The organism is Streptomyces sp. QH1-20, from assembly GCF_041283565.1.
Lineage (GTDB): Bacteria > Actinomycetota > Actinomycetes > Streptomycetales > Streptomycetaceae > Streptomyces > Streptomyces syringius.
In genome coordinates, this window is sequence record NZ_CP166299.1 from 4,657,100 (window position 1) to 4,671,028 (window position 13,929).

The window sequence follows — 13,929 nt, forward strand, 5'->3', positions numbered from 1 at the left end:
TCTCCCCCGTGAGGTAGAGAAGTTCCCGCCGACCGCCTTCGTCCGGATTACGCTGCCCCCATGACCGATGCCGCCGCTGTCGCCCCGGGGTCGTCCGATGACCCGGTGGACCCGAAGGATTACGCCGCCCGGATGGAGCGTGCCGCGCTGTCGGCCGCCGACGCCGGACTGGCCGGACTGATCGTCACACCAGGCCCGGATCTGGTGTGGCTGACCGGCTATCGACCGCCCACCACCGAGCGGCTGACGGTGCTGCTGCTGGCCCCGGGACGCCGGCCGCAGCTGCTGGTGCCCGCCCTGGAGCGACCCGACGCCGAACGCGCCCCGGGTGCCCGCGCGTTGGCGGTCAGCGGCTGGACGGACGGCGAGGACCCGTACGCGCTGATGGCCAAGCTCCTGGAGGCGAAGGGCCGTTACGGCGTCTCCGACAACGCCTGGGCGTTGCATCTGCTGGCTTTGCAGCGCAACCGCCCGGAGGTGGCGTACGGCGCCCTCACGGAGGTGCTGCCGATGCTGCGGGCGGTCAAGGACGCCTACGAGGTGGAGCGGCTCGCCGCGGCGGGAGCCGCCGCGGACGCCACGTACGAGCAGATCGTGGGCGTGCGCTTCGCCGGCCGCCGGGAGCACGAGGTGGCGGCGGACCTGGCGCGGTTGCTGCGTGAACACGGCCACAGTCAGGTCGATTTCACGATCGTCGGCTCCGGGCCGAACGGCGCCAACCCGCATCACGAGGCGGGGGAGCGGATGATCGAGGACGGCGACATGGTCGTCCTGGACTTCGGCGGGCTGAAGGACGGATACGGCTCGGACACCACCCGCACGGTCCATGTGGGGGAGCCGACGCGTGAGGAGCGCGCGGTGCACGACCTGGTGCGCGAGGCGCAGCAGGCGGCCTTCGAGGCGGTGCGGCCGGGGGTGGCGTGCCAGGAGATCGACCGCGTGGCGCGGCAGGTCATCCGGCGGGCCGGGTACGGCGAGTACTTCATCCACCGCACCGGGCACGGTATCGGGGTGACCACGCACGAGCCGCCGTATCTGGTCGAAGGGGAGCACCTGCCGCTGGTGCCGGGGATGTGTTTCTCGATCGAGCCGGGGATCTATCTGCCGGGCCGGTTCGGCGTCCGGATCGAGGACATCGTGACCTGCACGGATACGGGCGGCCGGCGGCTGAACAACACGGCGCGCGAGCTGCGCGTGGTGTCCTGACGGCTCCCCTCCGGCCGGGGGCCCGCCGCTACAGCGGGCGGTGCATGATGTGCAGCCCGGTGTACGTGCCGTCGGGCAGCCGGTAGCCCTCGGGGAGCGTGCCGATGACGGTGAAGCCGAGTGAGCGCCAGAGGGCGACGGCGCGGACGTTGGTCTGGACGACGGCGTTGAACTGCATGGCGCGGTAGCCCTCGGCGCGGGCCCATTCGATGGTGTACTCACCGAGCGCGCGGCCGATGCCGTGGCCCGTGTGCTCGGGGGCGACCATGTAGCTGGCGCTGGCGATGTGGGCGGCCGGGCCCATGTGGTTGGGGTTCATCTTGGCGGTGCCGAGGACGGTCCCCGCGTCGTCGACCGCCACGACCGTCCGGCCCGGCGCGGGCAGCATCCAGCACTCGCGGGCGAAGTCCTCGCCGATGTCGCGCGGAAACGTGAAGCTCTCGCCCGCCGAGGCCACGGTGCGGACGATGGGCCACATGGCGGGCCAATCGGCAGCCTCGGCGACTCTGATCTCCATGCGGCCCAGCATGACCGCTCGGGCGGGCGCGCGCGACCGGTTTTCCGCGCGCCCGGAGGGCCCGGTCGGTCCGGTGCGCTCATGGTCCTCGTCCCCATCTCGCGGGCTGCCGTGGCCCGTTGCACCGGCCGGTTATCGTCCTTCCCTGCACAGGCGGTTCAGAAGAGGGGGATGTGACGGGTGAGCGAGAAGGATTTGCTGGCGCGACGGTTCGAGGAGCACCGGCCCCATCTGCGGGCGGTGGCCTACCGGATGCTGGGCTCGCTCGGTGACGTGGACGACGCCGTCCAGGAGACCTGGCTCAAGCTGAGCCGTTCCGATGTCACCGGGGTGGAGAACCTGGGCGGTTGGCTGACCACGGTGACCGGCCGGGTGTGCCTGGACATGCTGCGCTCGCGCACCACACGGCGCGAGAGCCCGCTGCACGACGACGACGGGCAGATCCGTCTACCCGACCCGGTCGTCAGCGGTCCGGACGGCCTCGACCCCGAACAGGAGATACTCCTGGCCGACTCGGTCGGCATCGCCCTGCTGGTGGTCCTGGAGACCCTCGCTCCCGCCGAGCGGCTCGCCTTCGTCCTGCACGACATGTTCGCCGTGCCCTTCGACGAGATCGCCCCCGTACTGGGCCGCACGGCCGCCTCGACCAGGCAGCTCGCCAGCCGCGCCCGCCGCCGGGTCCAGGGCGCGGCGCCCGCTCCCGACACCGGTCTGGCCCACCGGCGCCGGATCGTGGACGCCTTCCTCGCCGCCGCGCGCGGCGGGGACTTCGACGCCCTCGTCTCCGTCCTCGATCCGGAGATCGTGGCACGCTCCGACGGCGGGACGCTGCGTCCGGGCGTGATCCGCCGCGGCGCGGCCGAGGTCGCCTCCCAGGCGATCACCTTCGCCCGCTTCGCGGAAGCCGCCCACCCGGCGCTCGTCAACGGCACCCCCGGTGTGGTCGCGGTGGCGGAGGGCCGGGCGATCTCGGTCATGGCGTTCACCGTCCAGGGCGACAGGATCACCACGCTCGACATCCTCACCGACCCCGAGCGGCTCGCGCGTATCGATCTGAGCGTGCTCGGCGGCTGATCCGGCCGACCTGCCGACGGCACGGCGGTGGGGGAGGGCCCCGGCGATAACGGGCCCTCCCGCCGCCGTGCCCGGGCGTCAGGCCCGGCGTCGGGCGACGGCGTCGGCGGCCCGGGTGGGGGCGCCCGCCGGTGTGCCGTGCTTGGGTGCCCGCGCGGTGACGAGGAGACCGCTGGAGACGGCGGCGAGCAGCATGATGCCCGAGCCCCAGCCGATCGCGACGTGGAAGCCGTGGACGACGCCTTCCTTGGTGACGGCATCCCGGACGGCGGGCGTCAGCGGGCCGTCGTCGGCGGCGGACTCCAGGTGCGCGGCGATGTAGCCGGCGCTGGTGGTGGTGGCGATGGTGTTGAGGAGCGCGGTCCCGACGGAGCCGCCGACCTGCTGGGCCGTGTTGACCGTGGCGGAGGTGACACCGGACTCGGTCGGCGCGACCCCCGCGGTGGCGGTGGCCATGACGGGCATGAAGATCAGGCCCATGCCGACCCCGACGAGGAGCTCGGCGGGCAGGACGTGCGAGACATAGGCGGGCTCGACGGTCAGGAAGGTCAGCAGGAACAGCCCGACGGCGGCCAGCAGCGCCCCGGGCACCATCAGGGTGCGCGGCGGCACATGGGTCATGAGCCGGGCCGAGATCTGGGTCGAGGTGAGGATGATCGTGGCGGTCAGCGGCAGGAACGCCATGCCGGTCCGGACGGGGGAGTAGCCGAGCACGACCTGGAGGTAGTACGTCATGAACAGGAACATCCCGAACATGGCCACGACGGCGAGTCCCATCGTCAGGAACGCACCGCCACGATTGCGGTCGCGAATGATGTGCGGGGGCAGCAGCGGGCTGCGGGCCCGGGTCTGCCACCAGGTGAAGACCGCCAGCAGCACCACTCCGCCGGCCAGCAGGGCGAGGACGAGCGGATCGCCCCAGCCGCGCGGCTCGGCCTCGCTGCAGCCGTAGACCACGGCGACGAGCCCCCCGCAGCCGAGCAGCACGCCGGGGATGTCCAGGCGCGGGCGGTGGGTGGGCCGGTGGTCGTACAGCAGCCACAGGGCCCCGGCCAGGGCGCCCAGCGCGATCGGGATGTTCACGTAGAGGCACCAGCGCCAGTCCAGGTACTCCGTCAGCAGGCCACCCGCGATCAGTCCGATCGCGGAGCCGCCGCCCGCGATGGCGCCGTAGATGCCGAAGGCCTTGCTGCGCTCCCGCACGTCCGTGAAGGTCGTGGTCAGGAGGGAGAGTGCGGAGGGTGCCAGCAGCGCGGCGAAGACGCCCTGCAGGGCGCGGGCGGCGAACAGCAGCGTTGAGGTGTGGGCGGCGCCGCCCAGCGCGGACGCCGCCGCGAAGCCGACCAGCCCGACCGTGAAGGTGCGTTTCCGGCCGACCAGGTCCGCGACCTTGCCGCCGAGGAGCAGCAGACCGCCGAAGGCGAGGGTGTAGGCGGTGATCACCCATTGGCGGTCGCCGTCGGACATGTGGAGGTCGCGCTGGGCGGAGGGGAGGGCGATGTTCACGACCGTCGCGTCGAGGACCACCATCAGCTGGGCGAGCGCGATGACGACCAGGCCCCACCAGCGGCGGCGGGAATCGGGCCGCTCGGCCGCCGCCGGCGCGCCGCCCGGACCGCCCGGGGCCCCCGGACTCGTCGGGCTCGTCGGACTCGAACTCATCGGAACCTGCCTTTCGCGGCCGGTTTCCGACGGCCGACGACGGCGTCTGATGCGCCCGTCCAGCCTAGGTGCGATGGCGTGGGGCCGCTTCTCGGGGCAGGCGGGCTGTGCGGGCCCTAGGGGACGAGGACGACCTTGCCCATCGTGGCGCGCGAGGTCAGTGCCACGTGCGCGGCGGCGGCGTCGGCGAGCGGGAAGCGGTGCACGGTGGGGACGACATTGCCCGCCGCGGCCTGGGCCAGCGACTCCTCCTCCAGCCTGCGCAGCCCCACCTGCCCGCCCCCGAACCGGGCCAGCATCGGCGGACCGAGGACCGTCCGCGAGGTGAGGGACCGCTCGGCGAGCTCCTCGGGGTCGAGGGTGAGCGGGGCGCCGGAGGACCAGCCGAGGACGAGGTGTGTGCCGCCGGGGCCGAGCAGATCGACGGCGGCACGGGCGGCGGGGCCGCCCACGGAGTCGAGGACGACCGTGGCGGCGCGCCCGCCGAGGGCGGTCCGGGCCGCCGCGGCCCAGTCGTCGGCGGTGTAGTCGAAGGCGAGGTCCGCGCCCAGTTCGCGCACCCGCCGGACCTTGGCCGGGCCGCCCGCGAGGCCGACGACCGTCGCGCCCGCGTTCTTGGCGTACTGCGTGAGCAGCGAGCCGACGCCCCCGGCCGCCGCCGTCACGATCACGACGTCCTCGCCGGTCAGCTCCGTGAAGCCGAGGGCACCGAGGGCGGTGCGGCCGGTGCCGATCATGGCGATGGCCTGGTCCTCGCGCAGCCCTGCCGGTATCTCGTGCAGCTTCTCCGCGTCGATGACGGCCAGCTCGGCGTAGCCGCCGGGGTCGGTGCCGAGGTGCCCGACGACACGGCGGCCGAGCCAGCGGGGGTCGGTGCCCGCACCGAGGGCGTCGACGGTGCCCGCGATCTCACGGCCGGGGACGGTGGGCAGCTCGGGGAGCGGGTACGGGCCGTTCGGGTCGCCGGCGCGCAGGGTGGTGTCGACGAGGTGCACACCGGCGGCGGCGACGGCGATCCGGACCTGACCGGGGCCGGGCTCGGGGTCGTCGGTCCTCTCGTAGGTGAGGTTCTCGGCGGGGCCGAAGGCGTGCAACCGGACGGCGTGCATGGGGTCTCCTCGAACGGTGTTCCGTGGACTCCTTGAGTCTTCAATCTCGACCATGGTTGAGGTCAAGGGGTGTGGCGGTGCGTGCCGAAAGGCGTTGTCAGTGCGGTGTGCCACGGTGGCGTCATGACGACGCGCGGCAGGCAGCAGGCAGGCAAGGCACAGCCGACGGCCCGGCTCCCGGAGGTACGGCTGCCGCCGCTGCGGCCGTGGGCGGAGGCGGAGCTGGAGCGGGAGGGCGATTACGAGGGCGTCGATTTCACCGAGGTCGATCTCGCCGGTCAGACCGGCTCCGGTGCCCGATTCATGGACTGCGGGATCTCGCGCTGCGCGCTGGACGAGACGCGGCTGGTCCGGGCCCGGCTCCTGGACTGCGTGCTCGACGGGGTACGCGGGGTGGGCACGGATCTGGCGGAGGCGACGCTGCGCGACGTGGAGGTACGGGACGCGCGCCTCGGCGGCACCCAGCTGCACGGTGCGGTGCTGGAGCGGGTCCTGGTGCGCGGCGGCAAGATCGACTACCTGAATCTGCGCACGGCCCGGCTCAAGGACGTCACCTTCGAGGGCTGTGTGCTCTCCGAGGCCGACTTCGGCGGGGCACGGCTGGAGCGGGTCGTCTTCCGGGACTGCGTGCTGCGCCGCGTCGACTTCACCGCCGTGCGGATGAAGGACGTGGATCTACGGACGGTCGCCGAGCTGGACATCGCCCGGGGGATCGAACAGCTGGCGGGCGCGGTGATCAGCCCGTCCCAACTCCTGGACCTGGCCCCCGCGTTCGCCGCCCAGATCGGCGTACGGGTCGCCGGCCGCGAGCTGTGACGTACGCACCTCCGCTGCGCGGCGGTGTCCTCAATCGCCGGACGGGCTGGTTGTGGCTGAGCCCGGCCGACATCAGCCCGTGTGGGCTCGGATGCGACTGAGCTCAGCCACATCAAGCCCGTCCGGCGTTTGAGGACGCGCCCGCAGGGCGCTCGCCGCCGCAGGCGGCAAAGACGGCCCGCAGGGCGCCCGCCCGCCGCAGGCGCAACGCGCCCCGCGATGTCAGACCCGCGGGAACCGGCTCTGCAGGTTCCATACGACCGGGTTGTCGGCAAGACCCTCGTGCATGTCGGAGAGGTCCGCGATCAGATCGTGGAGGAAGTCCCGCGCCTCGCGGCGCAGTGCCCGGTGGTTGAAGCTGAGCGGGGGCTCGTCCGCCGGCTGCCAGTCGGCGGTGACCTCCACCCAGCCGAAGCGGCGCTCGAACATCAGCCGGTCGGTCGACTCCGTGAAGTCCAGCTCCGCGTACTGCGGGATCGACGCGCGGTTGCCCCGGGGGTCGCGGTCGACCTGCTCCAGGACGTCGCAGAGCGCCCACGCGAAGTCCAGCACGGGAACCCATCCCCAGCCTGTGGACAGCTCCCGGTCCGTCTTCACGTCGGCGAGATAGACGTCACCGCAGAAGAGGTCGTGCCGCAGCGCCCGCACATCCGCCGTGCGGTAGTCCGTCTGCGGCGGGTCGGGGAAGCGGTTCGAAAGCGAATAGCCGAGGTCGATCACGCCTCGATGGTGTCACGGGCGTCGGCCGGGTGCGTAAACGCGCCTGCCCGTGCCCCCGCCACTGTCAGTGGCGAGGACACGGGCCGGTCACCGGAGGCTGATCACCGCGTGGGTGTGAGCACTGCGGGTGCGGTGATCACTTCCGGGACGTCCGCCGTGCCGTGTCCCGGGCCGGGGCCCGGTCACGTCACGAGGGGGTCACTTCACGTTGATGGCGGTCCAGGCGGCGGCGACCGTCTTGTACTCCGTGCTGGTGGAGCCGTAGAGGTCCGCGGTGGCCTTCAGGGTGCCGGCGCGGGCCGCCTTGTAGTTGGTGGTGGAGGTGAAGTACGTGGTCAGGGCCTTGTACCAGATCTTGGTGGCCTTGTCCCGGCCGATGCCGGTGACCTTGGAGTTGTTGTAGGTGGGGCTGTTGTAGCTCACACCGTTGATGGTCTTCGCGCCGCTGCCCTCGGACAGCAGGTAGAAGAAGTGGTTGGCCGGGCCCGACGAGTAGTGGACGTCGGAGTTGCCGAGGCTCGAGGACCAGTAGTCCTTCGAGGCGCCGTCCTTGCTCGGCTTGTCCATGTAGCGCAGCGGGGTGCCGTCGCCGTTGATGTCGATCTTCTCGCCGATGAGGTAGTCACCCGGGTCCGAGGAGTTCTTGGCATAGAACTCCGAGGCGGCGCCGAAGATGTCGCTGGTCGCCTCGTTGAGACCACCGGACTCGCCGCTGTAGTTCAGCCCGGCGGTGGCCGAGGTGACGCCGTGCGTCATCTCGTGGGCGGCCACGTCGAGGGAGGTCAGCGGGTTGGCGTTGTTCTCGCCGTCGCCGTAGGTCATGCAGAAGCAGTCGTCGTCCCAGAAGGCGTTGACGTAGCCGTTGCCGTAGTGGACGCGGGAGTAGGCGCCGACACCGTCGCCCTTGATGCCGCTGCGGCCCAGGACGTTCTTGTAGAAGTCCCAGGTGACCGCCGCGCCGTAGTGCGCGTCGACGGCGGCGGCCTGGCGGGCGGCGCCCCAGACGTCGCTGGAGTTGGTGAAGAGCGTGCCCGTGCCGGACGTGCCCTGCTTCAGGTCGTACGTCTTGTGGCCGCCGCGCTCACCGTCGGTGAGGGAGTAGCCGGAGGACGTCTTGGTGGTGGTCACCGGGACCGTGCCGCTGTAGGTGCTGGTGCCGCTGCCGGTCTCGATGGCCTCGCGCTGGAACAGCGTCTTGCCGCTGGCCGCGTCGGTCACCACGTGCAGCTTGCTGGGGGTGCCGTCCTTCTGGACGCCCTTGACGACGGTCTCGTAGGCGAGGACGGCCTTGCCGCCCGCCGCCCAGACGACCTTGCGCGGGGCCTGGCCGTCGGCCTTGGCGGTCTTCTCCGCGGCGGCCACACCGAGCGCCTTCTGCTTCGCCGCGGCGGGCGCGAGGGAAGCGGACGTCGTGGGCACGGATATGTCGGCCTCGGTCGCCTTGGTGACGCTGCGCGAGCCGCCCTTCGCCTGGTGCACGACCAGGTCGCCGCCGAGCACCGGCAGGCCGTCGTAGGTGCGCTCGTAGCGCGTATGCACCGTGCCGTTCGCGTCCTTGACGACGTCCCGGACGACCAGCTTCTCCTTGCCACCGAGGCCCAGCTTGGCAGCGGTGGAGGAGGCTCCCGCCTGCGCGTCCTTGAGCGCGGACACCCGCTGACCGGCGGAGAGCGCCAGCGCCGTGGCGCCGTTCTCGCGGTCGGCCGCGGCGGTCGCGGAGCCGGTCTGGACGCCGACGGCGACCATGGCGGCGGAGGCGACCAGCGCTGCGGCGCGCAGGGTGTGCTTGCGGGAGGTGGAGGTGATGAGTCTCAACTCTGCTCCTAATGCATGGCCGCGAACGCGCGGCCGAATGAGGGGGGTTCGGGCAGCCGGTGGGGACCGCCCGTTTGGTGCAGGAGTGGTGCAAGAGCGAATTGAGGAGAGAGTGCCATCACTTCCCTGTCATTGACAGGGGCGCAACAAGGATTTGATCTAGCGTTTTCTTAACAGCGGTTGATTGGATCCGCTATGCGGTGAACTGCGCCCGATTGGTCTGCACTTGACGGCCTACCGGAGCGTTCAACTGAGCAACCGCTGTTCCTTCGCCACCGCCACGGCGCCCGCGCGCGTGTCGACGCCGAGCTTGTCGTAGATCCGACCCAAATGCGTCTTCACCGTGGCCTCGCTGATGAACAGCGCCCGCGCGATCTCGCGATTGCCCAGCCCGCGGGCGAGTTGACCGAGGATGTCGCGCTCCCGCTCGGTGAGCGCGGGCCGCCCCGCACCGCGCATCCGGGCCATGACGCGGCCCGCGACGGGCGGCGACAGCGCGGTGCGTCCTTCGGCGGCTGCCCGGATCGCGGAGAACAACTCCTCCGGCCGCTCGGCCTTCAGCAGATAGCCGGTCGCCCCGGCGTCGATGGCGCGGGTGATGTCGGCGTCGGTGTCGTAGGTGGTGAGGACGAGAACGTACGGGCCCTGCATGCCCTTTGCGCCGGTGCCGGCCGCTGCCTCCGTGGCCGCCTTGGCGTCCGCGACGATGCGGCGGGTCGCCTCGATCCCGTCCATGCCGGGGCCGAGTTGAAGATCCATCAGCACCACGTCGGGCCGCAGCCGTGCCGCCAGCGCGACCGCCTCCTCACCGCCGCCCGCCTCCCCGACGACCTCGATGCCGGGTGCGCTGCCCAGCAGTGCGAGCAGCCCGGCCCGTACCACGGCGTGGTCGTCACAGAGCAGGATGCGGACGGGGGCCGGTCCGGAGGGATCGGTCGGGGTCACGGGTTCTCCAGGGGGACGGACGCGGACAGCACGGTGCCCTCGCCGGGCACCGATTCGATCGTCAGGGTGCCGCCGAGCTGTCGGACACGGGCGCGCATCGCGGGCAGCCCGTGGCCGCGCGCCCCGCCGGGCGCCCCGCCGGACGCCGTGGCGGCGCCGGGGTCGAAGCCGCGCCCGTCGTCGGCGACGTCCAGGACCACCTGGTCGCCGAGATAGCTGAGGGTCAGCGCGACCGTCGTCGCGGCGGCGTGTTCGGTCACGTTCGCCAGCGCGCCCTGGGCGATGCGCAGCAGGGCCGACCGCACCCGGTCGGGCAGCGGAACGGGGACGCCCTCGACGTGGAAGCGCACGGAGACGGTGGCCGACTCCGGCGCGGCGAGCGCCCGCAGCGCGTCCTCCAGCCCCGCGCCCCCGTCGAACTGCGGCGGCGCCAGATCGTGTACGAACCGCCGCGCTTCGGCCAGCCCGCGGGCGGCGATGTCCGCCGCCGTACGAACATGCCGACGCGCCGCCTCCGCATCCGAATCCCAGGTGCGGTCCGCTGCTTGGAGCAGCATCTGCTGGCTGGACAGGCCCTGGGCCAAGGTGTCGTGGATCTCCATGGAGAGCCGCTGCCGCTCGGCGAGCGTGCCCTCGCGCCGTTCGGTGGCGGCGAGTTCGCGCCGCGTACGGAGCAGATCGTCGATCAGCGCGCGCTGCCGAGCCGCCTGGCGCTGCGTGTGGACGAAGACGGCGGTGGCGATCGCGGCGACGGCGGGCGGGGCGATCACGAGATTGGGGTCGAAGCCCTCGGCGAGGCGCAGCTGCGCGGCGACCACCAGGGTGGTGAGCAGGGCGACCAGCACGAGCGAGGCGCGGGCGGGGAGGGTGCGCAGGCCCGTATAGAAGAGGGGAACCGCGCACCACGCGAAGCTCGGCGCGAGGACGACCAGCACGACCCAGGAGGCGACGACGGCGCCCAGCCAGGTGAACCGCCGGCCGGTGCCGGGTGCCCCCTGTACGGGCCCGAGCACGGGCCCGAGTACATAGAGGAGGGCGAGGGCCACGCTGAACGCGATGATCCAGGGGGTGCGGGGTTCGCCGGGGTGGCGGATGAGGAAGCGGACGAGGGACGCGCCGAGGAGAAGGAAGAAGGCCGCGTGCATGACGGCTTCCAGCCAGGGGGCGTCCGGATCGGGCGCGGTGGGCTGGTGCTGCACGCTTCTCCTTGCCGTCGGGTTTTCGCCTGTGGGCAGGCCTCAGTTTGCCCCGGTGCGGCGTCGTTTCCCGCCTTCGGCGGGTGGTGGGGGTTCGGGCCGTCGGCGTCGCCGGGCGTTGGTTGTGGGGCGGGCCCGTGCCGCTCCGGTGGGTCGCGGGGCTGCTTCGCTTTACGCCCCGCGACCCACCTGCGCGTCCCGGGCCCTTGCGTCCGTGGGCCCGCGGCGCCTCCGCCCCTGGGTGGGGAAGAGTCAGGCACTCGGAACACCCGGCCCGCGGGACGGCGTCAGCCTCAGCGGCCTGATGGCCAGAAACACTTCTAACCCGCGCGGAGCGCACCCCGCATCGGCCGATCGGTTGACACCGGGGGCAGCCGGGACGGCGATGTGCGGAGGGCATGGCGGCTCAAGGATGAAGGCACGGTTCATCTCACGAGGAGCGCATGATGCAGATCCCCACCCTGTCCAAGCGGGCCCGCGTACTCACCGGCGCCGCGGCTGCCGCCGCCGTCGCGGCCGGTGCGTTCGGTGCCGTTTCCGCGACCGCTTCGCCCGCCGCCGGGCAGCAGACCCCGGTGCGCGCTGTCGCCGGCAAGAGCCTCAACCAGTCGACGCACCTGTCACTGGCCGCCGCCACCGAGGCCGCGCAGGGCGCGCTCGCCGCCGCGCAGAAGGAGGGGCAGAAGGTCTCGGTCGCCGTCATCGACCGCAACGGCAATACGCTCGTCACGCTGCGGGGCGACGGCGCGGGCCCGCAGTCGTACGAGTCCGCCGTGCGCAAGGGCTTCACCGCGGTGTCGTGGAACGCGCCCACCTCGGAGCTGGTCAAGCGGCTCCAGAGCGCGCCGAACCTCAAGGACATCCCCGGCACGCTGTTCCTGCCGGGCGGCGCCCCGGTGCAGGCACAGGGCGCGCCGGTCGCGGGCATCGGAGTCGCGGGGGCACCGAGCGGTGACCTGGACGAGAAGTTCGCCCAGGCGGGCGTCGCCGCACTGGGCTGATCCGCCGCGGCTACGGGCGGCAGCCGGTCGCCGCCGCCCGTGCGCTGATCGCGGAGAGCGGCGCGGACCTCGGGCTGTTCGGTGAGATCGACCGGCTCCGGTGACGCCGGCTACTTCGGTTCGTCGGTCGGCCGGTTGCCCAGCTGATCATTGAGCTTCTGCTGGGCCGTGTCCGTCTGGCTCTGGTACTTGTTCTGCGTCCTGGCGTCGAACGCGTCACCGGCCTTCTCGACGCCTTGGCGTGCCTGGTCCGGGTGCCCCTTGATCAGACCTTTGAGCTTGTCGAGCATGGACATGGTGGTCCTCCTCGTGGGATGTCTGACGTACCTCAGCATCTCCGCATTCGGCCCGGCCCGCATCCGCGGGGGAGGGCGCGCGGAGGCCCTCGGGCGGCGTGCGGAAGCCCCGGCTCAGGGTTTCCTGACGGGCACCGCCACGCCCAGCTCGGGGGTGACCGTGAACCGGGCGGCCGCGCAGTCCTCGGTGGCGGGGACGGCGACCACGGGCTCGTCGAGCCGCCCGCCGACGGCGACACCGGTGATCGTGCGGCGGTGGCACTGCTTGCCCAGTTCCGTGCCGGGCAGCTTGTCCGCGGTGGCTCGCAGATGGATCTCCACCGGTACGGGCTGCTTGACCTGCGGCGACTTCTCCGGCGGCGGGTTGGCCGCCCAGGCGTAGACGACGAGGCAGGCCGCGGTGAGGACGCCGGTGCGCAGCAGTGTGCGGATCAGGGCGCGGTAGAGCTGCTGGGACTGCCAGGCGTTGGCCCGAGTGAGACAGAGAGTGACGGCGTGTTCCAGGGCGGCGACCTGCTCCTGGGCCTCGGTGTCCGTCGGGGTGTGCGCCGCCCGCGCGCGGGCGCTCTCCAGCTTCCGGCGGATGTCGGCGGTGCCCTCGAAGGGCACGGCCTCGGTGGAGCTGGCCTCCTTGAGCAGTTGCAGCAGCGCGTCGTAGGAGAGGTGGCTGCGGCCGGCGGCCAGCAGCGGCTGTGTGCTGCCGCGGCGTCTGATCGCGGGTATCTCGTGGTTGACGAAGATGTCGGTCCAGGTCAGGTCGGGTGTGATCAGCACATGAGCGGCTCGCACGATCATCCAGCCGGTGCCGAGGAGGGCGACGAACACGGCTCCCAGTGCCAGCGGCAGCCGCCAGGGTTCCTCGGTGCCCAGCCCGCCCAGCGACCCCAGCTGCAGCCCGGCCACGAGCACCGTACCGACGGCGGCGAACGCCGTGGTCAGCCAGCGGGCGGCCTCGCGGATCGAGGTACCGCGGTCGGGCGTGGTCTCTGTGACAGGGGGTGTGCCCTGGGGCAGCGACACCTGGCCTCTTCTCTCCAGCGCAGTGTTCAACAGGCTCAATTACCGTACGGGGAAGGTGTTCTGGCGCAGTTCGAGGATGTGCCCACCCTTTGGCGGGTATCCAACTTGCAGCATCTTCGCTCCACAGATGTACTACATCTTGATGGACAAGTTGCGGCACACTGGGGCGGGCGCACCCGAGGCATGAGGAGAGACATATGACCAAGGTCAGCTTGAGTGAGGCTCGGATCGTCACGATGCGTGAGCTGTCGCAGCGGACGTCCCAGGTGGTCCAGGAGATCTGCCAATCGGGTCAGCCTGCGCTCATCACTCGGCACGGCAAGTTCCTCGCCGCGATCGCCCCACTGGAGGACGTCACCATCGACGCGGCGATCCAAAGCATCGCCGGACGTGCGCCGTTGCCCGATGACGACGGCAATCAGACCTTGCTGGATCCGGATACCGCCCGCCGTCACCTGGGATTGACGCCTTGAGAGTACGCCTGAGGCGTGCGGGGCGCTGCGCTATAAAAGAGCGGTGCAGCGACCCTACTTACTCAGCATCAATGCCTGC

Annotated in this window: 14 protein-coding genes; 5 read left to right on the forward strand and 9 right to left on the reverse strand. The window is 71.8% G+C overall.

Annotated features, from left to right (window positions below; genetic code table 11):
- Positions 1–60: 60 nt before the first annotated feature.
- Positions 61–1,206: an aminopeptidase P family protein gene (locus AB8O64_RS21215; protein ID WP_370420679.1), complete on the forward strand. Its 1,146-nt coding sequence runs from the start codon at positions 61–63 to the stop codon at positions 1,204–1,206.
- 28 nt (positions 1,207–1,234) lie between these two features.
- Here the strand turns inward: AB8O64_RS21215 and AB8O64_RS21220 are convergent, their stop codons facing one another.
- Entirely contained in the window at positions 1,235–1,723 is a 489-nt protein-coding gene (locus AB8O64_RS21220) for an N-acetyltransferase family protein (protein WP_370420680.1), read from the reverse strand.
- A 180-nt stretch (positions 1,724–1,903) separates the two neighbouring features.
- On the opposite strand from AB8O64_RS21220, the gene AB8O64_RS21225 reads away from it, so the two are divergent.
- Positions 1,904–2,797, forward strand: coding sequence for a sigma-70 family RNA polymerase sigma factor (locus AB8O64_RS21225; RefSeq protein WP_370420681.1), 894 nt, complete (start codon positions 1,904–1,906; stop codon positions 2,795–2,797).
- Between the two features lie 78 nt (positions 2,798–2,875).
- Here AB8O64_RS21225 and AB8O64_RS21230 read toward each other — a convergent pair whose 3' ends face one another.
- Positions 2,876–4,459 carry an MFS transporter gene (locus AB8O64_RS21230; protein ID WP_370420683.1) on the reverse strand — a complete coding sequence of 528 codons (1,584 nt, stop codon included), beginning with the start codon at positions 4,457–4,459 and terminating at the stop codon, positions 2,876–2,878.
- A 116-nt stretch (positions 4,460–4,575) separates the two neighbouring features.
- The gene (locus AB8O64_RS21235; protein ID WP_370420685.1) at positions 4,576–5,568 is read right to left on the reverse strand and encodes a zinc-binding dehydrogenase; all 993 of its coding nucleotides are present in this window, start codon (positions 5,566–5,568) and stop codon (positions 4,576–4,578) included.
- Positions 5,569–5,691: 123 nt separating this feature from the next.
- Between AB8O64_RS21235 and AB8O64_RS21240 the strand changes: the two genes are divergently transcribed.
- Positions 5,692–6,384, forward strand: coding sequence for a pentapeptide repeat-containing protein (locus AB8O64_RS21240; protein ID WP_370420686.1), 693 nt, complete (start codon positions 5,692–5,694; stop codon positions 6,382–6,384).
- 222 nt (positions 6,385–6,606) lie between these two features.
- Here the strand turns inward: AB8O64_RS21240 and AB8O64_RS21245 are convergent, their stop codons facing one another.
- From AB8O64_RS21245 to AB8O64_RS21260, 4 genes are all read right to left on the reverse strand, one after another.
- A complete protein-coding gene (locus AB8O64_RS21245) occupies positions 6,607–7,104 on the reverse strand; it encodes a hypothetical protein (RefSeq protein ID WP_362217145.1) in 498 nt (165 codons plus the stop codon).
- Between the two features lie 198 nt (positions 7,105–7,302).
- The gene (locus AB8O64_RS21250; protein ID WP_370423916.1) at positions 7,303–8,850 is read right to left on the reverse strand and encodes a M4 family metallopeptidase; all 1,548 of its coding nucleotides are present in this window, start codon (positions 8,848–8,850) and stop codon (positions 7,303–7,305) included.
- A gap of 315 nt (positions 8,851–9,165) precedes the next feature.
- Entirely contained in the window at positions 9,166–9,864 is a 699-nt protein-coding gene (locus tag AB8O64_RS21255; protein WP_370420688.1) for a response regulator, read from the reverse strand.
- The gene (locus tag AB8O64_RS21260; protein ID WP_370423917.1) at positions 9,861–11,009 is read right to left on the reverse strand and encodes a sensor histidine kinase; all 1,149 of its coding nucleotides are present in this window, start codon (positions 11,007–11,009) and stop codon (positions 9,861–9,863) included. Before AB8O64_RS21260 ends, AB8O64_RS21255 begins: the two co-directional genes overlap by 4 nt.
- Before the next feature lie 503 nt (positions 11,010–11,512).
- On the opposite strand from AB8O64_RS21260, the gene AB8O64_RS21265 reads away from it, so the two are divergent.
- On the forward strand, positions 11,513–12,061 hold the full coding sequence (locus AB8O64_RS21265) for a heme-binding protein (RefSeq protein ID WP_370423918.1): 549 nt from the start codon (positions 11,513–11,515) through the stop codon (positions 12,059–12,061).
- Between the two features lie 110 nt (positions 12,062–12,171).
- Here AB8O64_RS21265 and AB8O64_RS21270 read toward each other — a convergent pair whose 3' ends face one another.
- Together AB8O64_RS21270 and AB8O64_RS21275 are read right to left on the reverse strand one after the other, a co-directional pair.
- Complete coding sequence (locus AB8O64_RS21270; protein ID WP_365215668.1) at positions 12,172–12,357, reverse strand: antitoxin; 186 nt, start codon at positions 12,355–12,357, stop codon at positions 12,172–12,174.
- A 114-nt stretch (positions 12,358–12,471) separates the two neighbouring features.
- Entirely contained in the window at positions 12,472–13,377 is a 906-nt protein-coding gene (locus AB8O64_RS21275) for a hypothetical protein (RefSeq protein WP_370420690.1), read from the reverse strand.
- Positions 13,378–13,574: 197 nt separating this feature from the next.
- Here AB8O64_RS21275 and AB8O64_RS21280 point away from each other — a divergent pair, with 197 nt between their 5' ends.
- Positions 13,575–13,850 carry a type II toxin-antitoxin system Phd/YefM family antitoxin gene (locus AB8O64_RS21280; RefSeq protein ID WP_370420691.1) on the forward strand — a complete coding sequence of 92 codons (276 nt, stop codon included), beginning with the start codon at positions 13,575–13,577 and terminating at the stop codon, positions 13,848–13,850.
- Positions 13,851–13,929: the final 79 nt, after the last annotated feature.